The following is a 26,357-nucleotide window of genomic DNA, read 5'->3' on the forward strand; positions in this document are numbered from 1 at the left end:
CAAGATAATGCTTTGCTCACAATGACTCAGGCAGTGTGTGACCATCGGAACCCATCATGACCGAACAGGGGAGTGTCTGATGAAGCGGGTCTGCGGCGTGCTGTTATTGCTGGCGCCGAGCGTGCTGGCAGCCCAGGAGCCTGCGCCCGCAGCGGCGGGCCGTGAGGTAGTGCGCTGTGAATCGGGTGAGCAACCGCGGACGTTCTGCCCGATGGATACCCGCGCCGGCGTACAACTGGTGCGGCAACTGTCCAAGCGCGATTGCATCCGTGAGACCAGCTGGGGCATGGAAGACAACGCGGTTTGGGTGAGCCAGGGCTGCAGTGCTGAATTCGCCCGGCCCCAGGCCACAACACGCACGACACGCCGCGTAGTGCGCTGCGAATCAAAGGGGCGCACGGAGGTATGCCCGGTGGTGCTGCGCGGGGCTCCGGTGCGCCTGCTGCGGCAGCAATCGGTGCTGCCGTGCCGCGAGGGCCGTAGCTGGGGATACAGCGGCAAGGAGATCTGGGTCAGTCGCGGATGCCAGGGCCTGTTTGAAGTGGGGGCCGAGGATGGCTCTGGCTTTGTCGATACCCCGCGCCGGGTGATCTGCGAATCCAAGGGCGAGTTGCGGCGTGAATGTGGTGTAAGCGTCACGCGTCGGGTCACGCTGGTGGAGCAGTTGTCCCATGCTGCCTGCCGGGAAGGGGACAGTTGGGGCTGGGACCGCAATGGTATCTGGGTGGACAAAGGATGCCGCGGCGAATTCTCCGCTGACTGAGCCGATGGTGCGGGCAGTAGGTTGTTGATGCGTGCCGGGCAGCGCCGATTACAATGGGCGCATGAACGATACCCCTGCCATTGATTACGCCCGCTACGACCATATCCGCCCGATCCGCTGGACCGGCGAGGCCCTGGAGCTGCTGGACCAGCGCAAGCTGCCGTTTGTCGTCGAGCACGTGCTGTGCCACGACAGTGATGCGGTTGCCGAGGCCATTCACGCATTGACCGTGCGCGGTGCTCCCGCGATCGGAATTGCCGCCGCCTGGGGTGTGGTGCTGGCGGCGCGTGAGGTGCAGGCCAATGACGGTGCAGCTGCATTGCAGGCGCTGGCACCGGCGCTGGATCGGCTCAATGCCTCACGTCCCACGGCGGTCAACCTGGCCTGGGCGTTGGCGCGCATGCGTCGCGCTTTGGCCGCTGCCGGTTCGGACTGGAAGCTGGTCGCCGCGCTTGAAGCGCAGTCAATCGCTGATGAAGACCTTACCGCCAACCGTCATATGGGCGCCTTGGGTGCAGCGTTGATTGCACCGGGTAGCGGCGTGCTGACCCATTGCAACACCGGTTCGCTGGCCACCGCCGGCTTCGGTACCGCCTTGGGCGTGATCCGTGCTGGCGTTGCGCAGGAGCGCATTGGGAAGGTGTTTGCCGGTGAGACCCGGCCGTGGTTGCAGGGTGCACGCCTGACCGTTTGGGAGCTGCAGCAGGACGGAATCGATGCAACCTTGATTGCCGACTCGGCTGCCTCGCACCTGATGAAGACCGGTGCGGTGCAATGGGTGATCGTCGGCGCTGACCGTATTTGTGCCAACGGCGACACCGCCAACAAGATCGGCACCTACCAACTGGCCATTGCCGCGCGCCATCACGGCGTGAAATTCATGGTGGTTGCCCCGTCTTCGACCGTGGACATGGGTACTGCCCATGGCGACGAGATCGAGATCGAACAGCGTGACCCGGGCGAACTGTTTGGCGTCGGCGGTGTGCGCACCGTGGCCGAGGGCATTGCCGCCTGGAATCCTGTGTTCGACGTGACTCCGGGCGAGTTGATCGACGCCATCGTCACCGAGCGCGGCGTGATCCTGAAGCCGGACCTGGCGACGATGGCCGCCGCGTTCCCCGACTGACCGGTAGTGCCGAGCCATGCTCGGCAGGGGCTTGCCCGGTACGGCCGCAGCCGAGCATGGCTCGGCTCTACAGTGAACCCTTCCGACAGTGTCCACTGGCACCAACCAGCCGGTAGTGCCGAGCCATGCTCGGCAGGGGCTTGCCCGGTAGGTCCGCAGCTGAGCATGGCTCGGCTCTACAGTGAACCCTTCCGACAGTGTCCACTGGCACAACCCAGCCGGTAGTGCCGAGCCATGCTCGGCAGGGGCTTGCCCGGTAGGTCCTCAGCCGAGCATGGCTCGGCTCTACAGTGAATCCTTCCGACAGTGCTCACGGGCACAACCTAGCCGGTAGTGCCGAGCCATGCTCGGCAGGGGCTTGCCCGGTACGGCCGCAGCCGAGCATGGCTCGGCTCTACAGTGAACCCTTCCGACAGTGTCCACTGGCACCAACCAGCGGGTAGTGCCGAGCCATGCTCGGCAGGGGCTCGCCCGGTACGGCCGCAGCCGAGCATGGCTCGGCTCTACAGTGAATCCTTCCGACAGTGCTCACGGGCACAACCTAGCCGGTAGTGCCGAGCCATGCTCGGCAGGGGCTTGCCCGGTACGGCCGCAGCCGAGCATGGCTCGGCTCTACAGTGAACCCTTCCGACAGTGTCCACTGGCACCAACCAGCGGGTAGTGCCGAGCCATGCTCGGCAGGGGCTCGCCCGGTACGGCCGCAGCCGAGCATGGCTCGGCTCTACAGTGAATCCTTCCGACAGTGCTCACGGGCACCAACCAGCCGGTAGTGCCGAGCCATGCTCGACAGGGGCTTGCCCGGTAGGTCCGCAGCCGAGCATGGCTCGGCTCTACAGTGAATCCTTCCGACAGTGCTCAGGGGCACAACCTAGCCGGTAGTGCCGAGCCATGCTCGGCAGTGGCTTGCCCGGTAAGTCCTCAGCCGAGCATGGCTCGGCTCTACATAAGGCTTTCATGCTTGTGGGAGCGGCGTCAGCCGCAAAGCTGGCAATGCCTGAATCGCCGACGATGTTGCGATCTGCGGAGTCTTTGGCTTCGCAGCTTGTACAGCTCCTGCCCGGTTCCTCGACAAGGGCCCAGCAGGACATGGCTCACCTCACCCGGCAAGGCGCCCCTAAGTTCCTGATTTCTTCCGGTAAAAGGACCTGAACCAGCGCCGAAAAACCGCCCTTTGTGATAAACTCCGCAGGTTGATCCCAGATCCCGGCAGGGCGGCCCGTCAAGGAGTCGTCACCGGACAGGATCGCTACCTGACAACGGAACCCGAATGGCAGAAAACGCCAAGGAAATCATCCAGGTCAACCTGGAAGACGAGATGCGCAAGAGCTACCTCGATTACGCGATGAGCGTGATCGTCGGCCGCGCACTTCCCGATGCCCGCGATGGCCTCAAGCCGGTTCATCGCCGCGTCCTGTTCGCGATGAATGAACTGGGCGCGCACAGCAACAAGCCGTACTACAAGTCGGCGCGTATCGTCGGTGACGTCATCGGTAAGTACCACCCGCATGGCGACGCGTCGGTCTACGACACGCTGGTGCGCATGGCGCAGCCGTTCTCGCTGCGTTACATGATGGTGGACGGCCAGGGTAACTTCGGTTCGGTCGACGGTGACTCTGCTGCAGCAATGCGTTACACCGAGGCGCGCATGTCGCGCCTGACGCATGAGCTGATGGCCGATATCGACAAGGAAACCGTCGATTTCCAGCCCAACTACGATGAAAAGGAGCTGGAACCGACGGTCATGCCGACCCGGTTCCCGAACCTGCTGGTCAACGGTTCCGCCGGTATCGCGGTGGGCATGGCGACCAATATCCCGCCGCACAACCTCACCGAGTGCATCAATGCCTGCATCGCGCTGATTGACGAGCCGTCGATCGACGTGGATGGGCTGATGGAATACATCCCGGGCCCGGATTTCCCGACCGCCGGTATCATCAATGGCACCGCCGGCATCATCGCCGGTTACCGCACCGGCCGTGGCCGCGTGCGCATCCGTGCCAAGGCCGATATCGAAGTGGCCGACAATGGTCGCGAGTCGATCATCGTCACCGAGATTCCGTACCAGGTGAACAAGGCACGGCTGATCGAGAAGATCGCCGAGCTGGTCAAGGAAAAGAAGCTCGAAGGCATCAGCGAGCTGCGCGATGAGTCCGACAAGGACGGCATGCGCATCTACATCGAAATCAAGCGTGGCGAGTCTGCCGAGGTTGTGCTCAACAACCTGTACCAGCAGACCCAGATGGAGTCGGTGTTCGGCATCAACATGGTGGCGCTGGTCGACGGCCGCCCGAAGTTGATGAACCTCAAGGAGATGCTGGAGGCGTTCATCCGCCATCGCCGCGAGGTTGTCACCCGCCGCACCATCTTCGAGCTGCGCAAGGCGCGCGCACGTGCGCACGTGCTGGAAGGCCTGACCGTTGCATTGGCCAACATCGATGAAATGATCGAGTTGATCAAGACCTCGGCCAACCCGGCTGAAGCCAAGGAGCGCATGCTCTCCAAGGTGTGGCAGCCGGGCCTGGTGGGTGCATTGCTGGGCGCCGCCGGCGCGGAGGCATCGCGCCCGGAAGACCTGCCCAAGGGCATTGGTCTGGTCAACGGCAACTACCAGCTCAGCGACGTCCAGGCCACGCAGATCCTGGAAATGCGCCTGCACCGCCTGACCGGGCTGGAGCAGGACAGGCTGACGGAAGAGTACAAGCAGCTGCTGGAAGTGATCGCCGGCCTGATCCGCATCCTGGAGAACCCGGATGTGCTGTTGCAGGTGATCCGCGAGGAGCTGGAAAGCATCCGTGCCGAGTTTGGCGACGACCGTCGCACCGAGATCCGCCACAGCGAAGAAGATCTGGATATCCTGGACCTGATCGCGCCGGAAGACGTGGTCGTGACCCTGTCGCGTGCCGGTTACGTCAAGCGCCAGCCGGTCAGTGCCTACCGCGCACAGCGTCGTGGTGGCCGCGGCCGCAGTGCCGCCGCGACCAAGGACGAGGATTCGATCGAGCAGCTGTGGCTGGTCAACACGCATGACACACTGTTGACCTTCACCAGCTCGGGCAAGGTGTTCTGGCTGCCGGTACACCAGTTGCCGGAAGCCGGTTCCAACGCCCGTGGCCGCCCGATCATCAACTGGATCGCGCTGGAGAACGGTGAACGCGTGCAGGCCGTGCTGCCGGTGCGTGAGTACGATGAAAACCACTTCGTGTTCTTTGCAACCCGCAACGGTACGGTCAAGAAGACCCCGCTTAGCGAGTTCGCATTCCGTCTGGCGCGCGGCAAGATCGCCATCAACCTCGACGAGGGTGATGCCCTGGTCGGTGTAGGCCTGACCGACGGTGAGCGCGACGTCCTGTTGTTTGCCTCCAATGGCAAGACAGTTCGCTTCGGCGAGGACAAGGTCCGTTCGATGGGCCGTACCGCTACTGGCGTGCGTGGCATCAAGATGCCCAAGGGTGAGGAAGTGGTCAGCCTGATCGTCGCCGAAAGCGCTGGCGGCGTTGAGGATGAGAACGAAGACGACAGCGGTGTCGAGGAAGTGGCAGTGGACGGTGGCGAGATCGTCGACGCTGCCGACGACGCAGGCGTGCAGTACATCCTGACGGCGACCGAGAATGGCTACGGCAAGCGCACGCCGTTGGCCGATTACCCGCGCAAGGGGCGTGGCACCCAGGGTGTGATCGGCATCCAGACCAGTGAGCGCAATGGCAAGCTGGTCAGCGCGGTGCTGCTGGGCACGGGCGACGAAGTGTTGTTGATTTCCGACGGTGGCACCCTGGTGCGTACCCGTGGCTCGGAGATCTCGCGCGTCGGCCGCAATACCCAGGGTGTGACCCTGATCCGTCTGTCCAAGGGCGAGAAGCTGCAGGCCGTCGAACGCCTGGATGCATCGCTTGAGGCCGAAGAGGAGGTGCTGGAGGACGACGCAGTCGAGGCTGGGGAAGCCATGGCACCAACACCGCCGGAGGCCTGATTCTGCAGGCTTTGGGTTCGGAGAAAGCGCCGGCATGCCGGCGCTTTTTTCATGCGCCTTCGTCCAGTTTTGTTGGCCAGAAGCTTCCCCTCACCCCAACCCCTCTCCCGTGAACGGGAGAGGGGCTCAGTGCACCACGAGCGCGAGCATTGCTAGCCCCTCTCCCGTTTACGGGAGAGGGGTTGGGGTGAGGGCAAGCTTCTGGCCAGCAGCCTCAAGTCCCAAGCCAAATCCCTGCGACTAATGTCGCAGCGACAAACACCACCCGGCTGGCCGACTCTCTACCCGCAAAATCCTTGCAGAGGGAGAGGCTCCAGATGTACCAGGATCTTGGCCGTAACCAGGCCAACTACACCGCGCTGACGCCGCTGAGCTTCCTGCGCAAGGCCGCGACCGTGCATCCGCAGCGTCTGGCGGTGATCCACGGCGAACGTCGTCTGGATTGGGCGCAGGTCTACCAGCGCTGCCGTCGGCTGGCTTCGGCCCTGCAGCGCCAGGGCATTGGCAAAGGCGATACCGTTGCGGCGTTGCTACCCAATACTCCGGCAATGATCGAACTGCACTACGGGCCGGCGATGCTGGGTGCGGTGCTGAATACCCTCAATACCCGGTTGGATGCGCAGACCCTGGCTTTCATGCTGGACCATGGCGAGGCCAAAATCGTATTCAGTGATCGCGAGTTCGCGCCGCTGATGGAAAGGGCCTTGGCACTTTGCAAGCAACCGCCGCAGGTCATCGATGTCGACGATGCAGAGATCGAAAGCGGCGACTTCCTCGGCGAGATCGAGTACGAGGCGCTGTTGGCCACCGGCGATCCGGACTTTGAGTTCGAGTTGCCAGCCGATGAGTGGGATGCCATCACCCTCAACTACACCTCCGGCACCACCGGTGATCCCAAGGGTGTGGTCTACCACCATCGCGGTGCCTACTTGAATGCGGTGGCGAACATCATCGACTGGGGCATGCCGCAACACCCGGTGTACCTGTGGACGCTGCCGATGTTCCACTGCAACGGCTGGTGTTTCCCGTGGACCATGGCGGCGGTGGCCGGCACCCAGGTCTGCCTGCGACGGTTTGATCGCAAGCGCGTGCTGGAGCTGATGCGCGAACACGCTGTCAGTCACTATTGCGGCGCCCCGGTAATCCATGCCGCGCTGGCAGCTGCGCCCGAAGAGAGCAAGCAGGGCCTGGCCGGGATCAAGGGCCAAGTCGCCGGTGCGGCGCCACCGGCCGCCGTGCTGGAAGCAATGGAGCGCATGGGGGTCGAGATTACCCATGTCTATGGTCTGACCGAGGTCTATGGCCCGGCATCCATCTGCCAGCCGCAGGCCGAATGGACGCAACTCCCCATTGCCGAACGGGCCGAGCTCAACAGCCGCCAGGGTGTGGCCTGTTTGCTGCAGGAAGACATGCAGGTGCTGGATCCGGAAACCCTGCAGCCCGTGCCGTGGGATGGCGTCAGCGTTGGCGAAATCATGTTCCGCGGCAACATCACCATGCAGGGCTATCTGAAGAACCCGCGCGCAACCAGCGAAGCCTTTGCCGGCGGCTGGTTCCATACCGGTGATCTTGCCGTGGTCTATCCGAATGGCGCGGTGAAGATCCGTGATCGGTCCAAGGATGTGATTATTTCCGGCGGCGAGAACATCTCCTCGCTTGAAGTGGAAGATGTGCTGTGCAGGCATCCCGCAGTGTTGGCGGCGGCGGTGGTCGCACGGCCGGATCCGAAGTGGGGCGAAACGCCCTGCGCCTTCGTCGAGCTGAAGGAAACGTCGAGCCTGGAGGCGGCCGAGGCATTGGCGCATTGCCGCCAGCACCTGGCCAGCTTCAAGCTGCCGCGCCGTTTTGTTTTTGGTCCGTTGCCGCGCACGGCTACCGGCAAGGTGCAGAAGTTCAGTTTGCGCGACGTGGCCAGGGAACTGGTCGATATCGACTGATGCACGCAAGCCTGTCGGTGGGGGAGAGCTCCGTAGTGCCGAGCCATGCTCGGCAGCGGCTTCACCGGTAATGCCCATGCCGAGCATGGCTCGGCACTACAGGGGGCGCGTCAGCCGAGCATGGTTCGGCTCTACAGGTTCGATTGGCCTCGCATCCCGCCCGCTGACTTAGTGTGGCGTACGCACCATGCGTTCGAGCAGGTGCTCGACGATGCCGGCAGGGTTGGCGGTGCGGCCGACATGGGTAACCGAGGTCTGCACCACCGAGCTGCGCTTGGCAGTCAGGAAATGGAAGCGGGCGCGCGGCGGCAATTGTGCGATCGGTCCGGCACCCGGCTCGCCACGGCAGATCGCGACGATGGCATCCAGCCACGGCTGCACGGCAGCGAGATCCAGTTGCGGCGCAAATGCCTGCAAACGCGCTATATCAATCTCGATGGCCGCCTGCAGGTAGCCCGCGCTGGGGCAGGAGACGATCACGCCTACGTTGATGAACTCTTCGCGCTCCACCCGCGGTACGACGCGGATGATGGCGTAATCATAGGTATGCAGCGTGGGCACGGATGGCCTCCTGTACGAAGGCTTCACGCAATTGCAGGCGGCGCTTCAGATAGCTGGCGTAGGCGGACCGGTAGGCGCTCGCATCGTCAAAAAAGGGCTCGGTCTGCAGCCAGCTTTCTGGAATCTGCGCGACGATGCCGTCGATGACTGCGTCGGTCAGCAAGGGGGCCAGCGCCGCGTCGGCTTCGGCGATGCGGCTGGCGAACGGTAGCAACACGTGGTCCTTGATCAACGCGAAAGGCTTGCCGCAGGCTTCGCCGGCGTTCTCCCAGTCGTGGTGGAAGTACAGCGCTGCGCCGTGATCGATCAGATAGAGCTGGCGATGCCAGACCATCAGGTTGGGGTTGCGCGCGGTGCGATCCACGTTGCTGGTGTAGGCATCAAACCAGGCGATGCGCGAGGCCAGCTCGGCGTCGGGTTGCATCGCCGCAGGATCGTAGTTGATCGCGCCGGGCAGGTAGTCACTGCCCAGGTTGGTGCCCTCGCTGGCGCGGATCAGGTCCTGGATCTCCGGGTCGGGCTCGGTACGCGCGAACTCGCGATCCAGCTCGACCAGGACGATGTCCGGCATCGGCAGGCCCAGCGCCTGTGCAAGCCGCCCAACCACCAGTTCGGCGATCAGGGCCTTGGGCCCTTGCCCGGCACCGCGGAACTTGATGACGTACATGCCATCGTCGTCGGCTTCGATCACCGCCGGCAGTGAACCGCCTTCGCGCAGCGGCGTGATGTAGCGGGTGGCGTGAACTGTTTTCACGGGAATGCACAGTCAGGAAGAAACGCAAGCCTAGCGTAAAGCGGGTGTATCCGGTGGTGCGGCCCTATGCCGATCTCGCGTTGCGCAGCGGGCATGCCGTGTGCAAGCATGCCGCTGCGGAGTGATCCGCGGCATGGGCTACGAATCAAGGTGTGGCTTGCTGGTCCGGGAGCATGCAGTCGGTGCCGTCCTGCGATGGGCTGAGGATCAAGCGGTTGCGTCCTTCGTGCTTGGCTTGATAGACAGCGAGGTCGGCGCGTTCCAGCGCGCTTTCCAGATCCTGCGCTGTTGCCACCATGGTGACGCCGAAACTGGCAGTGATGGATTGCTTTGCCGGTGAGCAGTGCATCTGGCTGAGGCCGACGCGGATGCGTTCGGCGATGCGCGCAGCGGTGGACAGGTCATGGCAGTGCACCAGCAGCACGAATTCCTCACCGCCGAAGCGGGCAACCAGATCATCCGGGCGTGTCATCTGCTGCAACAGCACGCCTACCTGGCGCAGGACGTTGTCGCCGGCCGCATGGCCCCAGGTGTCATTGACCTGCTTGAAGTGGTCCACATCGCAGGCGAGCAGGGCCCAGGGCCTGGCGGGATCGTGCTGTAGCCGGTGGTTGGCGATCTCGAAGAAGGCGCGGCGGTTCAGCAACTGGGTGAGCGGATCGTGGTTGCGCTCATGGCGCAGTTCTCCCATCAGCTGCTGGGCCAGCCCGCCCAGCAGCAGAAACAGCAGCCACAGATTGAGCAACAGGTTGAAGGCCAGCATCCACAGCCAAAGACCGGAGCGCGGCAGACCACTGCTGGTGAACCAGCCGGCCAGCAACCAGGCCAGCAGCGGGCGCAGGATCGCGTATGCCACCAGCAGCAGATACGTCCTGCGCAGCAGGCGTTCGAAGAGCGTGTCCGGTTGCTCGCTGTCAAACAGCACTGGCAACGCCAACGCGAGCAGCAGCCCCATGCCGAGGTTGAGGAAGACGATGCGCGTGCCCAGCACATCATCGAGCCTGGAGAAGCAGAACAGTGCCAACAGCGTAATCAGGCTGATGGCCAGTGCGGCCGGCCCCGACACCCTGCCGCCGGATCTGAGTGCGAAACCCTGTGCCGTGGCCCAGCTGCCCGCGCAGTACATCGCGCCGGTCAGTACTGACCAGGTCGCCATCCGGGCGTTGTCCATCAGGATCTGCGCGGCCAGCGGAAAAACGGTGCAGATGTAGCCACCGGCCAGCCACAACAGGTAGCGGTGGTCGCGCAATGAACGCCAGCCAGCCAACAGCGCCAGCCCCAGCAGCAGGGAGGTGGCGGGAACCACAAGCGGGAAGTACTGTTCAGCGGTGGCGCTCAAGGGTCAAGCCACGTTCGATGATTTGGACAGACGAGGGTGCGAAGTATATGGGCAGGCTGGCGACTTGCGATGGTTGGGGCAGCGCTGCCCGCGTTTTTCCTGGCGATGCCGGGGACGCGCCGCGGCTGCTGGCGAGTCTGTTGTTGGTGGCGACGCTGGCCGCCTGCAGCACGGTCCCAGCGCCCGCGCCGGGTCCGACGATGGCAACGTTGCAGGATGAAATCGCGCGCCGTATTCCAGCGACGGTCGCTGATCGTACAGGCTGGGCGACGGATATCCGTATGGCGTTGACCGCGCAACGCATTGAGCCTTCGCGCGAGAATATCTGCGCGGTGCTGGCGGTGATCGAGCAGGAGTCCGGTTATCGCGCCAATCCCGAGGTGCCCAATCTGCCGCGGATTGCCCGCGGCGAAATAGATCGCCGCGCCGCCGCCGTGCATATACCGAAGCTGCTGGTGGATGCGGGCCTGAAGGTGAAGGGGAGTGATGGTCGCAGTTACGGCGAGCAGTTGGCGCGGGTACGCAGCGAACGGGACCTGAGTGAGTTGTACGAGGAAATCATTGGTCGCGTGCCGATGGGGCAACGTTTGTTTGCCGGAAAAAATCCTGTGCAGACTGGCGGCGCGATGCAGGTCAGCATTCCTTTTGCGCAGGCAAATGCGCAGGACTACCCGTACCCGGTGGCGCGCAGTATCCGTGATGAGGTGTTCACCCGGCGTGGCGGCGTGTACTTCGGTGTCGGCCATCTGCTCGATTACCAGACGCCCTATACACAGAAGGTGCATCGCTTTGCCGACTACAACGCGGGCCGCTATGCCAGCCGCAATGCTGCATTCCAGAGGGCGGTGAGCCTGCTGACAGGTGTTTCGCTGGCGCTGGATGGTGATCTGCTGGTGCCGGATGCGCCAATCGACAAGCCGGGCCAGACCGAACTGGCGGTGCGCAGGCTGGCGCCGCGACTAGGCATGGACGACCGTGAGATACGGCGTGCGCTTGCGCAGTCTGATCGCCTGGAGTTCAGTGACAGCGCGCTGCATTCGCAGGTGTTCGCCATGGCAGATGCGCGCGCAGGGAAGGTGTTGCCGCGCGCATTGATTCCCGGCATCCGCCTGGACAGCCCCAAGATCACCCGCGAACTGACTACCGAGTGGTTCGCCAACCGGGTAGACAGCCGCTACCGCCAATGTCTGCAAAGGTAGTGCCGAGCCATGCTCGGCAGGGGCTTTACCGATAGACAGTCTGTAGGAACGGCGTAAGCCGCGAAGCCGGCACCAATGAAGTGCAGGGAGAGCTGCGATCTGGCAGATCATCAGCTTCGCGGCTTACGCCGCTCCCACAACCTCCTGATCCGTGCGTCAGCTCGATGGCCACTAAGGCCAAGGGCGCAGCGTAGTGCCGAGCCATGCTCGGCAGGGGCTTTACCGATACACCGTCTGTAGGAACGGCGTAAGCCGCGAAGCTGGCACCAATGAAGTTCAGGGAACGCTGTGATCTGGGCGATCATCGGCCTCGCGGCGTACGCCGCTCCCGCCACCACGCAACATCGTTTGGCTTGCTTCAGGCCTTTACTGGATGCCGCGCCAGCGCGCGGGCGCCGGTGATGATCATGCGGATCATCTGCGACATCTGTTCGATCAGCTCGGGATCCCGTTCCTCGGGCAGGTCGATCGCGCTGCCGCCCATGGCGAATACCAGCCGGGTGATTGCCTTGGCGGCGAGGGCGGGCTCGTACAGGCTCGCGCCATCGAGCGCGGCCAGGCGCACAAGATCAGCCTTCAGCTCTTCCTCGAAGTAACCCAGTTCGCGGTCCACCGCCTGCTTGAACGCGTCCGAGCCGGCAGTGCCTTCGCGCAGCAGTACATGCATCAGGCGGTCGTCGGCACGCAGTTGTTCCATGAACGTTTCCACCGACAACCGGATCACGCCGCGGTTGCTGTCGGCAGCACGCAACCGGGCCTGGCCGATGATGGTGCGCAACGAGCGCCCGGCCAGATCGATCAACGCTACCGTCAGTTCGTCCATGTCGCGGAACTGGCGATAGAACGAGTTCGGCGCGATTCCGGCTTCACGCGCGACCTCGCGCAGGCTCAGCGTGGATACGCTGCGGTGCGGGCCGATCAGGGCCAGTGCGGCGGCCAGCAGGTCGTCACGCGAGATGGAAGCCTTGCGCGCCGGGTGCAGGTCATCGTGTGCGGGCAGGGGCTGTTCGCGTGCTGTCATGGGGCTCGGGCCGGTCAGGTGCGTGAATCATAGCCTGTACTGCGAATATACAAGTGTATACACAGATGTATGCTCGGCCGTATAGTGCGCAACATGAGTGCTGTCTACCGCAATGCCGCGCCGCCGCCGATCCCCTGGCTGAGCGAAGGTTTCTTTGATTTCTGGTCTACCCGGGTGCATCCACTGTGGACGCTGCGGCGCCCCTTGGCCCGGCTGCTGGCGCGCCATCAGGCCAGCGCCGATGCCGTCACCCTCGAATTGCAGCCCAATCGTCACTTCCGTGGCATGCAGGCCGGCCAGCACATCAATCTTGGGGTGGAACTGGATGGGCGCCTGACCACCCGCAGCTATAGCCCTGCCGCGCTTGAGAACGGGCGTTTGGCGGTCACGGTCAAACGTATTGCCGGTGGCAAGCTCAGCCAGTACCTGTGTGAACACGCGGCCGTGGGCGAGGTGTTCGCGCTGGGGCAGGCGTTCGGTGAAATGCTGCTCCCCGCGGTGCTGCCGCCGAAGCTGGTGATGCTGGCTGCCGGCAGTGGCATCACTCCGCTGCGCGCCTTGCTGCGCCAGTTGGATGTGCAGGGGATGCCGGGCCCGGTCGATCTGGTTTACTGGGCGCGTCAACGCGAGCAGTTGTGCTTCGTCGACGAATTCAAGGCCATCGCCGGCCGCCATCCCGCGTTCCGCCTGCATCTGGCAGTAACCGGCGAGGGTGCGGCGCGCGTGGGAAGCTACGCGCTCGGCAGTCTTGGGGATCTGGCTCCGGCGCATGTGCTGGCGTGTGGGCCTGGCGGCTTTGTGGATGCTGCGCGCAGCCGCCTGCAGGCACGGGTTGCGCACTTCGATTCGGAGGCGTTCAGCGCCCCGCAGCTGGCTGAGGTGGAGCAGGGCAGTGTGCAGATCCAGCTGCTCAGGACTGGCCGCACGCTCAGCGTGCCGCGCGGGGTCGCCTTGTTGCCGGCGCTGGAGGCAGCCGGGATTCAGCCTGCCAGCGGTTGCCGGATGGGCATCTGCAACACCTGTGTCTGCGGGAAAACCTCGGGCATTACCCGCCACACCTTGACCGGTGAATACATCAGCGAGCCGTCCGTGCCGCTCAAGCTGTGCGTCAGCAGCGCCAGCACCGATTTGACCTTGGAGCTGTAACTCATGTCTTCCGTGCACAACCGCGTGCTGTCAGCTGCCGAACTGCAGCGCTTCGGTGACGAACTCGACGCCGTCAAGGCACGCCACCAGGCCTTGTTGGGCGCAAGTGACGCGCGCTACATCCGTCGGATCGTGGCAGCGGTGCGCTGGACCGGCGTGGCAGGGCGGGCGCTGCTGTTCCTCGGAGCCTTCGTGCACAGCCTGCTGGTGCCGGCGTGGATCGCCGGCGTGCTGCTGTTGGGCTTGTCCAAGATCCTGGAGAACATGGAGCTGGCGCACAACGTCATCCACGGCCAGTACGACTGGATGGGCGATCCGCAGCTGCAGGGCAAGACCTACGAATGGGATATCGCCGGTACTTCGGAAAACTGGCGCAAGACCCATAATTTCCGCCACCACACCTATACCAACGTGCGCGGGCTGGACGATGACATCGGCTACGGCCTGCTGCGGATCTTCCCCGAGCAGCGCTGGCACCCGTTCTTCCTGGCCCAGCCGTTCGTGGCGGTGGTGTTCGCGCTGCTGTTCGAGTGGGGCATCGCCATACAGGACCTGCGCATCGGCCGTGTGTTGGTCGGCAAGATGACCCTCAAGCAGCTTTGGAACCAGGCGCGTCCGGTCGGCCGCAAGGCGCTGCTGCAGGTGCTGAAGGACTACGTGCTGTTCCCGGCATTGGCGGGACCGTTCTTCCTGCCAGTGCTGCTGGGCAATGTGGCGGCCAACATTCTCCGCAACGTATGGACCTATGTGGTGATCTTCTGCGGTCACTTCACCGCAGATGCCGAGACCTTCCCCAAGGAGTGCGTCCGCAATGAAGGCCGCGGTCATTGGTATCTGCGCCAGCTGCGTGGCTCGTCCAACCTGACCGGCGGCAAGTGGATGGATGTGATGACCGGCAATCTCAGCCATCAGATCGAACACCACTTCTACCCCGATATCCCCGCCAACCGCTACGCGGCAATGGCGGTGGAGGTAAAGGCCATCTGCGCGCGTTACGGCCAGCACTACAACACCGGCTCACTGCCGCGCCAGTTCGGGCAGGTAATGTGGCGCATCCTGCGTCACGCGTTCCCGAGCAAGCCGGCGCCCGCGCGGCCACTGGTGGCTGCAACCCAGGCCGAGCCGGGCTGAGCAGGCTACGACGGGCGCAGGGCAGGTTTGCAAAGAGCTGTGCTGCGCGATGGTTGGCATCAATCGGTCACGGCGTTCGCCGACGCTGTGCGAGGGGTAATTGCCGGTTCGCGCTGCAGCCCAAACAAGGGTCGCAGCGGCGGGCAGCGCCGGATCAGTGCATAGGCGCCAAGGCACAAGGTCAGGGTTGCCGCGATCAACAGGCCAGCCTCGATGGCGGGCGTCAGCCCCAGCGGTTTGAGCATATGTGCCAGTACCACGATCACGGTCTGGTGCAGGATATAGAGCGGGAACACCGCCAGGGTGAGATAGCGCAGCAGCGGGCTGTCGGCATTGCGCCAGCGGTAGGCGAAACCCAACAAGGCAGCGATCGCGCACCACTGGTTCAGCGCCCAGGCAAGCCGGAGCAACAGGCGCAACTCCACGGGCGGGGGTTGTGCATCGTTGTAGCCGGAGAGGTACCAGACATGGATCAATCCGGCATAGCAGCCAGCTGCCACAATCAGCGACAGCCAGCGCAAGCGTTGCAGTGATTCCCAGAAGCGGGGGCTGAATGCACCGAGGAAGCCGATCATGAAGACGCTGGCGTACTGGGCATGGTTGTACCAGTCATCGATCAGCGCATGGGTCTGCTCGAAGCGATTGACCAGCAGCAGGCGCGCGACAGCCAAAATCGCTGCCGGGACGACCAGAGCCCCCCAGTGGCCTAGCAGAAAGCCGCTCCATTGGCGCAGGCGCTGCAATGCGGACGTGGGCAACAGCCGCCACAGCAGCCAGGCCAGAACGGTGTAGCTCCACAGATAGGGCAGAAACCAGAGATGGTTCCAGGTCGGGACGCGCAGGCAGCCGTCGCTGTCACAGAAACCCTGGTAACCGCTGAGATATTTGCCATAGAACGCCCAGTAGGACTCGCTGTATCCGCCGGGTAGTTGCTCGACCACCTGATAGTAGGCCTGCGGCGGCACGATCACCGCCATCCCGAACAGCAATGGCAGCAGCAGTTGCCAGGAGCGGCGGCGCAGCAGCCCAGCGGGGCGGCGTTCGAACATGAAGGCGGTGGCGACGCCCGAGATCAGGAACAGCAGCGACATCCGCCATGGCGAGCTCAGCAGCATGAACGGCTCCGGCGCAATGCTCGCGGCCGGACTTTTGACGTGCCAGTCCCAGCTCACGTAGTACATGCCGACGTGGTAGATCACCAACAAGCCGAAGGCGATCACCCGCAGCCAATCCAGGTCGTGGCGTCTGTGCATTGCGTGTCCAGCTTATGGAGAAGGGCGTCATTGCAACCCGGGACGCGCTCCCGCGGTGCCGGAAGGGCCGATCTGCGGGCGTTTGGGGACGAGTGGCGGGCATCCGGGGATGGGCAGCGAGGGCTGCGGCCTTCGCGCCGTCTAGAATGCGCGGATGAGCCAAGCCGCATCGCCGACCCTGTTGAATCGCTCCACTCCATGGCGGCAAAGCATGGAGCTTCTGTTCTGGTTGCTGCTGGTGTTGATCAACTGCAGCGGCAATGCGATCACCACCTGGATGGATGCCAACCGTTCCGGTGCACCCTCCATGGAATGGTGGGAGCCCTGGGTCTGGGAGTTCTCCAGCGGACTGGTCTGGTTGCTGTTGTTGGTGCCAGCCATCGTTTGGTTCAGCAGACGATGGCCGCTGCATCTGGACAACTGGCGCCGACGCTTGCCCTGGTACCTGCTGGCCAGCGTGCCGATCTCCCTGCTGCACGTGCTGGCAATGTTCGGGCTGAGGATGCTCGCCTATGCCGTGGTGGGGGAGCGCTATCAGGTTGGCTCCTGGCCGGAAGAGCTGCTGTACGAATACCTCAAGGACGTGCGCACCTACGCCGCCATCCTGTTCTGCATCGATGGCTACCGCTTCCTGCGTCGGCGCCTGCAGGGCGAGGCGCAGTTGCTGGCCGAGCCGGATGAAGGGCCGCCGGTGGAGCCCATCGATCATCCCGAGCGTCTGCTGGTCCGCAAGCTGGGCCGGGACTTTCTGATCGCAACGGCCGATATCGAATGGGCACAGGCCGCCGGCAACTACGTCAACCTGCACCTGCGCGGGCACGACTACCCGTTGCGGATCACCATGGCTGCACTGGAACAGAAACTGGATGCGACATGTTTCGTCCGCGTCCACCGCAGCTGGCTGATCAATCTGGCACAGCTGGTGTCGATCGAGCCGCTCGACGGTGGCGAGGCCCTGTTGCATATGGCCGACGGCAAGGAGGTCGCCTGCAGTCGGCGCTACCTGCCGGGGCTGAAGTCGAAGCTGAGCAACAACATGGAAGCGACTGCCTCGGCCTGAGGCCGATCAGCGTCGGTTTGTTGTTCGTTTTGGGCTGTTTCAGCCGGTCAAATTCAGGAGGGCGGGCTTCCGCAGGGTGGCGCTCCGGATACGGCCAAGGCTCGCCTCTTGGGGGGCCGAAACACGGCACAATGCCCTTGGGCAAGCGGGCTTGAGTTGGGCAGCCTGGTGAGGGGGGGCGCCGATGAGGAAGGGAATGATTGATCCGCCAACCCCGTTCTGGCTGATGGCGCGTTTGATCTCCCAACCCTTGGACGGAGTGCTGTGATGAGCCTGACTAGCTGGCGGCGTTGTTGGATGATTTTGCTGATGGCGGGTGTGGCAGTGACGCCGGTCGCCGCGCAGCAGAGCAGGGGGCTGATCCAGCCGCCGGTACTGATTGCCGTCTCCAAGGACGAGCAGCCGATCGAACTGCGGCGGGTGACCGTCGACGGCGAGGTGCAAGCCGGGATCGCCCAGACCCGGATCGAGCTGGTGTTCCACAATCCCAACCGGCGGGTGATGGAAGGCGAGCTGCAGTTCCCCTTGGCCGATGGTCAGCAGATCAGTGGCTTCGCCCTGGATATTGATGGGCAGCTGCGTGACGCGGTGCCGGTGCCGAAGGAGCGTGGGCGGCAGGTATTCGAGGCGATCACCCGACAGGGGCAGGACCCGGCGCTGCTGGAGCAGACTGCAGGCAATCAATTCCGTCTTCGTGTGTATCCCTTGCCCGCGGAGGGCAGCCGCCGGGTGCAGTTGACCATCCGTGAGGCGATGCCCTTGTCCGGCGCAGGCTGGCAGTGGCGTTTGCCATTGCAGTTTGCGGCAGCGGCCGACGAGGTCAGCCTTCGCCTGCGTGCGAGTGGCGCTGACAAGCTTGGCCAGGCACCGTTCCGGTTGATGGCGGGTGCGCTGGATTGGCAGGGCAACGGTCGGCAGTTGCCGGCGCAGCTGCAATGGCAGCTGCCAGCCAAGCCGCAGCCGGCGCTGCAGTCCGCGCGTTACGACGGGCAACAGTATCTGCTTGCACAGCTGCCGGCAGCTACGCCGGTTGCGCGCAGTTTGCCTGCAAAGATCGGCCTGCTATGGGATGCATCAGGCTCGGCGGGTACGCGCAACCGCGCGCGTGAGTTCGCATTGCTGGATCGCTATTTCGCGGTGATGGGTGAGGGCAGCGTTGTATTGACGGTGCTGCGCGACAAGCCGGAAGCGGAGCGTCGTTTCAGTATCCGCAAGGGCGACTGGAGTGGGTTGCGCCGTGTGTTGGAGCAGACCCCCAACGATGGCGCCAGCGCCTTGGCTTCGTGGACGCCCAAGGCAGAGCTTGGCGAATACCTGCTGCTCAGTGATGGCCTGTCCAATTGGGGCGCATCGGCATTGCCTGCCCTGGCGGCAGGTCAGCGCCTGTATGCGATCAATAGTGCGGCGGCGGGGGCCGATACGGCGCGCCTGCGCGGCTGGAGCGAAGCCAACGGCGGCAGTCTTGTGCAGCTGGACTCCGATGACGTGGCTGCGGCGGCAACTCGGCTGCTGGCGACACCTGCCACGGTGGAAGTTGCGCCAGCTGCTGGGCTGCACGATGTAGTGATTGATCGCCGCAGTCTGGAGCAGGGCTGGTTGTGGCTGTACGCACGTACCGATGCGGCGCCGGCCGAGCTGCGCTTGCGCATCAATGGTGGTCAGTGGCAAACGCTGAACATCGTGCCCGGCAGTACCGATGGCGGTTTGATGGCAGGGCTGTGGGCGCAGGCGCGCTTGCAGCAGCTGGCGGTGGACCCGCGTGGCAACCGCGAGGCGATGCAGCGGCTGTCGCAGCAGTTCGGCATGGTCAGTGAGGGCAGTTCCTTGCTGGTGCTGGATACGTTGGATGACTACCTGCGCTATGCGATCCGGCCACCGGCGGCGTTGCGGGCCGAATACGACCGTCGCTTTGCCCGCCAGGTTGCCGACCGTGAGGCCGCGCGCAAGACCCATCTTGATGAGGTGGCCGAGCAATGGCGGCAGCGCCAGGCGTGGTGGGAAAAACCTTGGCCCAAGGACGCGCCGCTGAACGTGGCGCAGGGCTCCGGGTTGGCAAGGCAGCGTTCGAGTGGCGCGCCAGTAGCGGCAATGGCGATGGCGCCACCTCCGCCCGCACCTGCACCTGCTGCAGCGGCGGTTTCGGCCGAGTCCTCGGCGTTGGACAGGGTCGTGGTCACCGGCAGCAGCAATGATGCCGTGGCCGAGGTGGCGGCAGCTGCAGACGGTGCGTCGGTCAACTCCGGCGCGGTGCAGATCCAGCTTGCCGCATGGGAGCCGGACTCAGCCGTTGCGCAGCGCCTGCGCAAGGCCCCGGTTGCTGAGTTGTATGCGTGGTACCTGGATGAGCGTGAAGCCAACGCCAACAGCAGCGCGTTCTTCCTGGATGTGGCCGACATATTGTTTGCCGCCGGACAGCGCGAGCTGGCGCTGCGGGTGCTGTCCAACCTGGCCGAGATGGAGCTCGATAACCGGCACCTGCTGCGCGTGTTGGGGTATCGCTTGATGCAGGCCAATGCGCCCGCGCTTGCGGTGCCGGTGTTCGAGCAGGTGCTGCTGATGGCGCAGGATGAGCCGCAGAGCTTCCGCGATCTGGGGCTGGCGCTGGCAGCGGCAGGGCATCCTCAGCAGGCGATTGGTCCGCTCTACCAGGTGGTGCAGCGGCAATGGGATGGTCGCTTTGATGGCGTTGCACTGATCGCGCTGGATGAGCTGACCAACCTGCTTGCGCGCGGTGGCCAGTCGCTGGATGCCACGCAGGTTGACCCGCGCCTGCGCAAGGCGATGCCGCTGGATCTGCGCGTGGTGTTGGCCTGGGACGCGGACAATAGCGACATGGACCTGTGGGTCACTGATCCCGACGGCGAACGCGCGTACTACGGCAATCGTTTGACCCGCCAAGGCGGGCAGATGTCGCAGGACTTCACCGGGGGCTACGGTCCGGAGCAGTTCTCGCTACGCGATGCCAAGCCGGGGATCTATAAGGTGGAGGCCAATTACTTTGGCAGCCGGCAGCAGCTGGTCACCGGTGCGACCACCTTGATGCTCAGGTTGAGTACGCATTGGGGCACGCCGCAGCAGCAGGACAAAGCGGTGACCATGCGTTTGCAGGACGCCAGCGATACCGTGCTGGTGGGTGAGTTCGAGGTGCGCTGAGCAGCTTGCTGGCTATCTGCCATATGCCATCTGTTTGTGGGAGCGGCGTAAGCCGCGAAGCAATCGATGCGTCAGGGCGAGGGTTTGGCAGTGCTGGCTTCGCGGCTTACGCCGCTCCTGCAAAAAGAAAAGGCCGATGCCAGTGATCTGGCATCGGCCTTTCGGTGCCGCTTGCTTACTTGCGACGTGCCAGCAGGCGGTAGCTGCCGGTGGCGTTCGGATCGAAGCTGTGTGCGAGAACGATGTAACGACCGGCTTCCAGGTCGATCTCCAGGTTCGGATCGAGGCTGGAGTCGCTGTCATCCTGCTGGGCAACTTCTTCGCCATTGCGCATCAGGGTGATCATGCCATCCAGGCTGGAGGAGCCTGCGGTCATGCTGATCACATACTTGCCCTTGCGCGGAATCTCAAGGGTGTACAGGTCACGGTTGCCTGCGCGCAGCTGGCCGGTGACTTCGCGGCCAAGCTTGAGCTCGGGACGGGTCGGGCCATCCGGCGCGGCTGCAGTGGCGGTGGCGAGCTGGAACACACCGCCACGGCTGTTCACCGAGCGCACCGACACGTTGTATTCACCGGCATCCAGCACCTGGCTGATGCGCGAATTGACACCGCCGCCGCCGTCGTCATCGCTGAGGGTGATATCGCCACCCTGGATGGTGAGCATGGTGTCCAGTTCCTTGCCGCTGGCATCGAGCTGCACGCGACGGCGTTCCGGCAGGTTCAGCACGAAGCTGCGGGTGTCGTCGGCGCCAATGAAGCCGCTGACGGTGCCTTCCAACGGCAGGTTGGTGCCGTCATTGAAGACCAGGCCTTCCGGGAAATCCGACTGTTCGACGCCCAGATAGAACGCGCCGGAAGCCTCACCCAGGCCGCCGGCGGTCAGGGTGTAGCGGCCCGGCTGCAGCGGAGCGACCAGGCGCGAGTTGAGGTTGCTGCCGCCGTCATCGTCTTCCAGATTGAGGCCGTTGCCGCTCAGTTCGAGGCGGGCATCGAACTCGTTCGACTCCAGGTTGATGGTGTACAGGCCCGGCTTGTCGACCTGCAGGACAAAGGTCTTGTCACCATTGCTCAGCCAGTCGGTGACCCGGCGGCCAGCCGTCAACGGCTTGCCGTCATAGGCAACGATGGGTTCGGCGGACAGCTGGAACGGGCCGAAGGCACGTGCATCGGCGCCGCTGACGGCGACCAGGTACTGGCCGGCCTTGTCGGCACGCATGCTCAGCGTGGTGCTGCCTTCGCCACCGCCGTCGGTGCGGGACACCAGCACGTCACGATTGAATACGGCCAGCGCACCCTTGAGTGCGCCTTCCAGCTTCAGCGATACCGCCTGGCCGGCGCCCATCTGCAACGAGAACAGCTGGCTGCGGGTGCCGTCGCTGTAGTTGACCGGGCTGGAAGAGGTGATTTCACCAGAGACGTCGCCGTCGATGGCGAGCGCGCGGGCCGGGCCGGCGGCATACGCGGGGGCGTGCACGGCGGCGGCAATGGCAAGGGACAGCAGTCCGGCTGCAAATCGCTTCACTTGAACTCCTTGATGTGGGAAGCAGGGGTAAAAAGCAGCCACGCTGCCTGCGGGGGCAGGCAGCGTGGCGGTGGGCCCATCACGCCCGCGGGCGCGGTGGGCGGTGTGGCTTAGTGGATGACGGCGGCAGCTGCGTCGGCGGCAGCGGCAGCGGCTTCCTCGGCAGCATCCTTGCGGTTGCTGTTGGCCGGCGCAGCGACATCGCCACCGCCAAGATCGGTGGTTTCCAGTTCGAACACGCCTTGCTGGCTGCCCAGGCTGCTGACCGCAACGATGTAACGGCCGGCGCGCAGGTTCAGGATCAGCTGCGCGTTGGTGCCGTTGCCGCCGTCGTCGTTCTCTTCGTCAACGCCGGGGCCGGTGATCTTCAGTACCGAGTCGAAGTTGTCGGCGATGGCGTCGAACTGGATCTGCTTGGGCGCATCCAGGTTGAGCACGAAGGTGCGACGGCCACGCGAGTCCATCATCGACTGCGCGGTCTGGCCGACGGTCAGGGAGGTGCCATCGCGGGTGACCAGGCCGTTGGGCGTCGGCGTCAGCTTGACGCTGAGCTTGAAGGAGCCGGTGCTGCCGTTCACCGAGGAGGCGGCGATGGTGTAGTCACCCGGCTCCAGGTAGGTCTGGATGCGGGCATTGAGGCTGCCGCCGCTGTCGTCGTCTTCCAGTTCGACGTTACGGCCGTTCAGGCGCAGGTAGGAGTCGAACGCGCTGGAGTCGGCGGTGATGGAGTACAGGCCGGCCTTGTCGATCTTGAGCTTGTATTCCTGCTTGTCGCCCATCAGCCAGTCGGTTGCCTCGCTGTCGGCGGCCAACGGCTTGCCGTCGTAGGGCACGACCTTGGCGGCCTTGAGCTTGAACGGACCGAAGGCGTCGGCGCTGGCGCTATTGACCGCGACCAGATAGGTGCCGTCCTTCGGCGCGCGGAAAGCGAGATTGACCGCGCTGGCCGTGGAGTCGCCTTCGCTCATTCCGGAGGAGGACGCGTTGGCGATCATGTTCTGGCCATCGAATACCGCCAACTGGCCGCTGAGCGAGCCGCCCAGTTCCAGCGAGACGGCTTCGCCGCTCTTCATGGTGACTTTGTAGCTCTGGTGACGGCTGCCGTCGTTGTAGTTCAGGGTGCTGGAGGAGGTGATCTCACCGGAGACCGTTTCCCCGACGGTCAGGCTGGGCGCCTTGTCGGCGCCGCTGGCGGCAATCCCGCCCAGCTTCTGGCAGGCGGTAAGTGCCAAGGTCATGGTGATAGCAGCAAAGAGGCGAGCGTGGCTGGCGTTCAAGCTTAGGTCCTTCATGGTCAGTTATGTCTCCTTTCCCCGTCTTCGCGGGTCAGGCGGCGATTCTAACGTTAAGTTGTGTCTATTCAGCGAGAAAGGGTTCCGCGCCGGGGTGACCGATACAGGGCCCGGCGGGGTGCTAGAATCGACAGCTTGTCTGCCTTATTAGACCGACCATGATCGAACTGAATCCCATCCGCCAGCGAATCACCGATCTGACTGATCGCGTGGTATCGCTCAGGGGGTATCTTTGACTACGACGTCAAGAAAGAACGTCTCGAAGAAGTAACCCGCGAACTCGAAAATCCGGACATCTGGAACAATCCCGAGTATGCCCAGACCTTGGGCCGCGAGCGCTCGGTGCTGGACAAGACCGTCACCGGCATTGCCGATGTACTGGATGGCCTGTCCGAAGCCACCGAATTGCTGGAGCTTGCCGAGAGCGAACAGGACGAGGACACCGCGCTGGCCGTGGTGGCTGACCTGGACAAGTACCAGTCGCACATCGAGAAGCTCGAATTCCAGCGCATGTTCTCGGGCGAAATGGACAGCTGCAACGCCTTCGTCGACATCCAGGCCGGTGCCGGCGGTACCGAAGCCCAGGACTGGGCGGAAATGATGCTGCGCATGTACCTGCGCTGGTGCGAATCGCGCGGCTGGAAGACCGAGCTGATGGAAGTGTCCGGCGGCGACGTCGCCGGCATCAAATCGGCGACGTTCCGGGTGGAGGGCGAGTTCGCCTACGGCTGGCTGAAGACCGAGATCGGCGTGCACCGGCTGGTGCGCAAGTCGCCATTCGACTCGGACAACCGCCGCCACACCAGCTTTACCTCGGTATTCGTGTCGCCGGAAGTCGATGACAACATCGAGATCGACATCAATCCGGCCGACCTGCGCACCGACGTGTACCGTTCCTCCGGTGCCGGCGGCCAGCACGTCAACAAGACCGAGTCGGCGGTGCGTATCACCCACATCCCGACCAATACCGTGGTCGCCTGCCAGACCGGCCGCAGCCAGCACCAGAACCGCGACACCGCGATGAAGATGCTGGCCGCCAAGCTCTATGAGCTGGAAGTGCAGAAGCGCAACAGCGAGCGTGATGCGCTGGAAGCCACCAAGTCGGACATCGGCTGGGGCAGCCAGATCCGCAACTACGTGCTCGACCAGAGCCGTATCAAGGACCTGCGCACCGGCGTTGAACGTACCGATACGCAGAAGGTGCTGGACGGCGACCTGGATGAGTTCATCGAGGCCAGCCTCAAGTCGGGCCTGGAAGCCGGCGCCAAACGCAGTGACGCGTGATCCGGAATGGCCCTGCGCGGGCCATTCCCTTGTTGTACGGTGCGGTTTCACCCGGCGGTGGCCGCACCTTGGTTAACTCCCCCAAATAGAAATCAAAGCCATGACCGAACAGACCCCTGAAACGCAGCAGCCCCCCGTCGACGAGAACAGCCTCATCGCCGAGCGCCGCGCGAAACTCACGGCACTGCGCGGGCAGGGCATCGCCTACCCGAACGACTTCCGTCGCGAAGACTTCGCCGGCAAGTTGCAGGCAGAGTACGCCGACGCCGAGGTCTGGACCGGCGAGGCCCTGGAAGCCACCGGCCGCACCGTGAAGATGGCCGGCCGTCTGATGGCCAAGCGCATCATGGGCAAGGCCAGCTTTGCCCAGATCCAGGACGAGAGCGGCCGCATCCAGCTGTTCCTGCAGGCCACCGCGCTGGGCGACATCTATGCCGCGTTCAAGGGCTGGGATGTGGGCGACATCATCGCCGTCGAGGGCGGCCTGACCCGCACCAAGACCGGCGAACTGTCGGTCAAGGCGACCAGCATCCGCCTGTTGACCAAGTCGCTGCGCCCGCTGCCGGACAAGTGGCACGGCCTGGCCGATGTCGAACAGCGCTATCGCCAGCGTTACGTCGACCTGATAGTCACCCCGGAGTCGCGCGAGGTCTTCATCAAGCGCTCCAAGATCATCCGCGCCATGCGCGCATGGCTGGACAACCGCGACTTCCTCGAAGTCGAAACGCCGATGATGCATTACATCCCCGGCGGCGCCACGGCCAAGCCGTTCACCACCCACCACAATGCGCTGGACCTGGACCTGTACCTGCGCGTTGCGCCGGAGCTGTACCTGAAGCGTCTGGTGGTTGGCGGCCTTGAGCGCGTCTACGAAATCAACCGCAACTTCCGCAACGAAGGCGTCAGCACCCGCCATAACCCGGAATTCACCATGATGGAGCTGTACGAGGCCTATGCCACGTACAACGAAGTGATGGACCTGACCGAGGGCGTGATCCGCGACGTCGCGCAGAGCGTGCTGGGCACCACCGTTGTTGAATGGGATGGCGCGCAGATCGACCTGGCCCCGGCGTTCCGTCGTTGGCGCATGGACGAAGCCGTGCGTCATCACAACCCCGAGATCTCGGCCGCCGACTGCACTGATCGTGATGCGCTGCTGCGTCATTGCGAGCGCCTGAAAATCCGCGTCAAGCCGAGCTACGGCTGGGGCAAGCTGCTGCTGGAGATCTTCGAGGCCACGGTCGAGCACACCTTGATCCAGCCGACCTTCATCACCGATCACCCGGTCGAGGTCTCGCCGCTGGCCCGCGCCAGCGATACCGATGCTGGTTACACCGACCGCTTCGAGTTGTTCGTCAACGGCAAGGAGCTGGCCAATGGCTTCTCCGAGTTGAACGATCCGGAAGACCAGGCCGCACGTTTCCAGGCTCAGGTCGAAGCCAAGGACGGTGGTGACGACGAAGCCATGCATTACGACGCCGACTACATCCGTGCGCTGGAATACGGCATGGCACCGACCGGCGGCCTGGGCATCGGCATAGACCGCCTGGTGATGATGCTGACCGGCCGCGCCTCGATCCGTGACGTGCTGCTGTTCCCGTACATGCGCCCGGAAGCCTGATCGAGCTGCAAGCGAAAGTGCAAAGGCCTTCCCGTAACCGGGAAGGCCTTTTTTGTTTCTGAAATGTAGTGCCGAGCCATGCTCGGCAGAGGCGTTACCAGCGAAAAGCGCCCCTCACCCCAACCCCTCTCCCGCACGCGGGAGAGGGGCTAAAGCCACCGCGGCCCCAATCCTGTAGTGCCGAGCCATGCTCGGCAGAGGCGTTACCAGCGAAAAGCGCCCCTCACC

18 protein-coding genes are annotated in these 26,357 nt (G+C 64.0%); 11 read left to right on the forward strand and 7 right to left on the reverse strand.

Annotated features, from left to right (window positions below; translation table 11 throughout):
* Nucleotides 1-79 precede the first annotated feature (79 nt).
* From RT131_RS02675 to RT131_RS02690, 4 genes are all read left to right on the forward strand, one after another.
* Nucleotides 80-763 carry a DUF3011 domain-containing protein gene (locus RT131_RS02675; RefSeq protein ID WP_313169992.1) on the forward strand — a complete coding sequence of 228 codons (684 nt, stop codon included), beginning with the start codon at nucleotides 80-82 and terminating at the stop codon, nucleotides 761-763.
* Nucleotides 764-824: 61 nt separating this feature from the next.
* Nucleotides 825-1,889 carry an S-methyl-5-thioribose-1-phosphate isomerase gene (gene mtnA, locus RT131_RS02680; RefSeq protein ID WP_313169994.1) on the forward strand — a complete coding sequence of 355 codons (1,065 nt, stop codon included), beginning with the start codon at nucleotides 825-827 and terminating at the stop codon, nucleotides 1,887-1,889.
* Between the two features lie 1,267 nt (nucleotides 1,890-3,156).
* Entirely contained in the window at nucleotides 3,157-5,856 is a 2,700-nt protein-coding gene (gene gyrA, locus RT131_RS02685; RefSeq protein WP_313169996.1) for a DNA gyrase subunit A, read from the forward strand.
* A gap of 317 nt (nucleotides 5,857-6,173) precedes the next feature.
* The gene (locus RT131_RS02690) at nucleotides 6,174-7,793 is read left to right on the forward strand and encodes an acyl-CoA synthetase (RefSeq protein WP_313169998.1); all 1,620 of its coding nucleotides are present in this window, start codon (nucleotides 6,174-6,176) and stop codon (nucleotides 7,791-7,793) included.
* A 168-nt stretch (nucleotides 7,794-7,961) separates the two neighbouring features.
* Here RT131_RS02690 and RT131_RS02695 read toward each other — a convergent pair whose 3' ends face one another.
* The 3 genes from RT131_RS02695 to RT131_RS02705 form a co-directional block, all read right to left on the reverse strand.
* A complete protein-coding gene (locus RT131_RS02695; RefSeq protein WP_313170000.1) occupies nucleotides 7,962-8,354 on the reverse strand; it encodes a DUF3037 domain-containing protein in 393 nt (130 codons plus the stop codon).
* Entirely contained in the window at nucleotides 8,332-9,108 is a 777-nt protein-coding gene (locus RT131_RS02700) for a HipA family kinase (protein ID WP_313170002.1), read from the reverse strand. The genes RT131_RS02695 and RT131_RS02700 overlap by 23 nt, the downstream gene beginning before the upstream one ends.
* Before the next feature lie 145 nt (nucleotides 9,109-9,253).
* Nucleotides 9,254-10,447 carry a GGDEF domain-containing protein gene (locus RT131_RS02705; RefSeq protein ID WP_313170004.1) on the reverse strand — a complete coding sequence of 398 codons (1,194 nt, stop codon included), beginning with the start codon at nucleotides 10,445-10,447 and terminating at the stop codon, nucleotides 9,254-9,256.
* A gap of 125 nt (nucleotides 10,448-10,572) precedes the next feature.
* Between RT131_RS02705 and RT131_RS02710 the strand changes: the two genes are divergently transcribed.
* A complete protein-coding gene (locus tag RT131_RS02710; RefSeq protein WP_313170222.1) occupies nucleotides 10,573-11,646 on the forward strand; it encodes a DUF1615 domain-containing protein in 1,074 nt (357 codons plus the stop codon).
* A gap of 358 nt (nucleotides 11,647-12,004) precedes the next feature.
* Here the strand turns inward: RT131_RS02710 and fabR are convergent, their stop codons facing one another.
* Nucleotides 12,005-12,667 (reverse strand): HTH-type transcriptional repressor FabR, encoded by a 663-nt coding sequence (gene fabR, locus RT131_RS02715; RefSeq protein WP_313170006.1) that lies wholly within the window; start codon nucleotides 12,665-12,667, stop codon nucleotides 12,005-12,007.
* A 93-nt stretch (nucleotides 12,668-12,760) separates the two neighbouring features.
* Here fabR and RT131_RS02720 point away from each other — a divergent pair, with 93 nt between their 5' ends.
* Both RT131_RS02720 and RT131_RS02725 read left to right on the forward strand, forming a co-directional pair.
* Nucleotides 12,761-13,813 carry a ferredoxin reductase gene (locus RT131_RS02720; RefSeq protein ID WP_313170008.1) on the forward strand — a complete coding sequence of 351 codons (1,053 nt, stop codon included), beginning with the start codon at nucleotides 12,761-12,763 and terminating at the stop codon, nucleotides 13,811-13,813.
* 3 nt (nucleotides 13,814-13,816) lie between these two features.
* The gene (locus tag RT131_RS02725; protein ID WP_313170010.1) at nucleotides 13,817-14,944 is read left to right on the forward strand and encodes an acyl-CoA desaturase; all 1,128 of its coding nucleotides are present in this window, start codon (nucleotides 13,817-13,819) and stop codon (nucleotides 14,942-14,944) included.
* Nucleotides 14,945-15,003: 59 nt separating this feature from the next.
* Here RT131_RS02725 and RT131_RS02730 read toward each other — a convergent pair whose 3' ends face one another.
* Nucleotides 15,004-16,197, reverse strand: coding sequence for an acyltransferase family protein (locus RT131_RS02730; protein WP_313170012.1), 1,194 nt, complete (start codon nucleotides 16,195-16,197; stop codon nucleotides 15,004-15,006).
* Nucleotides 16,198-16,351: 154 nt separating this feature from the next.
* Here RT131_RS02730 and RT131_RS02735 point away from each other — a divergent pair, with 154 nt between their 5' ends.
* On the forward strand, nucleotides 16,352-17,257 hold the full coding sequence (locus RT131_RS02735; RefSeq protein WP_313170014.1) for a LytTR family DNA-binding domain-containing protein: 906 nt from the start codon (nucleotides 16,352-16,354) through the stop codon (nucleotides 17,255-17,257).
* A gap of 267 nt (nucleotides 17,258-17,524) precedes the next feature.
* Nucleotides 17,525-20,410, forward strand: a complete 2,886-nt coding sequence (locus tag RT131_RS02740) for a VIT domain-containing protein (RefSeq protein WP_313170016.1) — start codon at nucleotides 17,525-17,527, stop codon at nucleotides 20,408-20,410.
* A 175-nt stretch (nucleotides 20,411-20,585) separates the two neighbouring features.
* Here the strand turns inward: RT131_RS02740 and RT131_RS02745 are convergent, their stop codons facing one another.
* Both RT131_RS02745 and RT131_RS02750 read right to left on the reverse strand, forming a co-directional pair.
* Entirely contained in the window at nucleotides 20,586-21,932 is a 1,347-nt protein-coding gene (locus RT131_RS02745; protein WP_313170018.1) for an ABC transporter substrate-binding protein, read from the reverse strand.
* Between the two features lie 110 nt (nucleotides 21,933-22,042).
* The gene (locus RT131_RS02750; protein ID WP_313170020.1) at nucleotides 22,043-23,224 is read right to left on the reverse strand and encodes a pre-peptidase C-terminal domain-containing protein; all 1,182 of its coding nucleotides are present in this window, start codon (nucleotides 23,222-23,224) and stop codon (nucleotides 22,043-22,045) included.
* 158 nt (nucleotides 23,225-23,382) lie between these two features.
* Between RT131_RS02750 and prfB the strand changes: the two genes are divergently transcribed.
* Nucleotides 23,383-24,508, forward strand: a protein-coding gene (gene prfB / locus RT131_RS02755) for a peptide chain release factor 2 (RefSeq protein ID WP_313170022.1) whose coding sequence is annotated in 2 segments (ribosomal slippage) — nucleotides 23,383-23,457 and nucleotides 23,459-24,508 — 1,125 coding nt in all. Because the reading frame shifts where the segments join, the coding sequence is not laid out codon by codon here.
* A gap of 100 nt (nucleotides 24,509-24,608) precedes the next feature.
* The gene (gene lysS, locus RT131_RS02760; protein WP_313170024.1) at nucleotides 24,609-26,129 is read left to right on the forward strand and encodes a lysine--tRNA ligase; all 1,521 of its coding nucleotides are present in this window, start codon (nucleotides 24,609-24,611) and stop codon (nucleotides 26,127-26,129) included.
* Nucleotides 26,130-26,357 lie beyond the last annotated feature (228 nt).

The organism is Stenotrophomonas sp. (assembly GCF_032066555.1).
In the GTDB taxonomy this organism is placed as follows: Bacteria; Pseudomonadota; Gammaproteobacteria; order Xanthomonadales; family Xanthomonadaceae; genus Stenotrophomonas.

Bases quoted from the DNA above. Each gene is read 5' to 3' on its own strand.
- RT131_RS02675 (WP_313169992.1), top strand. From the start codon at position 80: ATGAAGCGGGTCTGCGGCGTGCTGTTATTGCTGGCGCCGAGCGTGCTG.
- mtnA (WP_313169994.1), top strand. From the start codon at position 825: ATGAACGATACCCCTGCCATTGATTACGCCCGCTACGACCATATCCGC.
- gyrA (WP_313169996.1), top strand. From the start codon at position 3,157: ATGGCAGAAAACGCCAAGGAAATCATCCAGGTCAACCTGGAAGACGAG.
- RT131_RS02690 (WP_313169998.1), top strand. From the start codon at position 6,174: ATGTACCAGGATCTTGGCCGTAACCAGGCCAACTACACCGCGCTGACG.
- fabR (WP_313170006.1), bottom strand. From the start codon at position 12,667: ATGACAGCACGCGAACAGCCCCTGCCCGCACACGATGACCTGCACCCG.
- RT131_RS02720 (WP_313170008.1), top strand. From the start codon at position 12,761: ATGAGTGCTGTCTACCGCAATGCCGCGCCGCCGCCGATCCCCTGGCTG.
- RT131_RS02725 (WP_313170010.1), top strand. From the start codon at position 13,817: ATGTCTTCCGTGCACAACCGCGTGCTGTCAGCTGCCGAACTGCAGCGC.
- RT131_RS02730 (WP_313170012.1), bottom strand. From the start codon at position 16,197: ATGCACAGACGCCACGACCTGGATTGGCTGCGGGTGATCGCCTTCGGC.
- RT131_RS02735 (WP_313170014.1), top strand. From the start codon at position 16,352: ATGAGCCAAGCCGCATCGCCGACCCTGTTGAATCGCTCCACTCCATGG.
- RT131_RS02740 (WP_313170016.1), top strand. From the start codon at position 17,525: ATGAGCCTGACTAGCTGGCGGCGTTGTTGGATGATTTTGCTGATGGCG.
- RT131_RS02750 (WP_313170020.1), bottom strand. From the start codon at position 23,224: ATGAAGGACCTAAGCTTGAACGCCAGCCACGCTCGCCTCTTTGCTGCT.
- lysS (WP_313170024.1), top strand. From the start codon at position 24,609: ATGACCGAACAGACCCCTGAAACGCAGCAGCCCCCCGTCGACGAGAAC.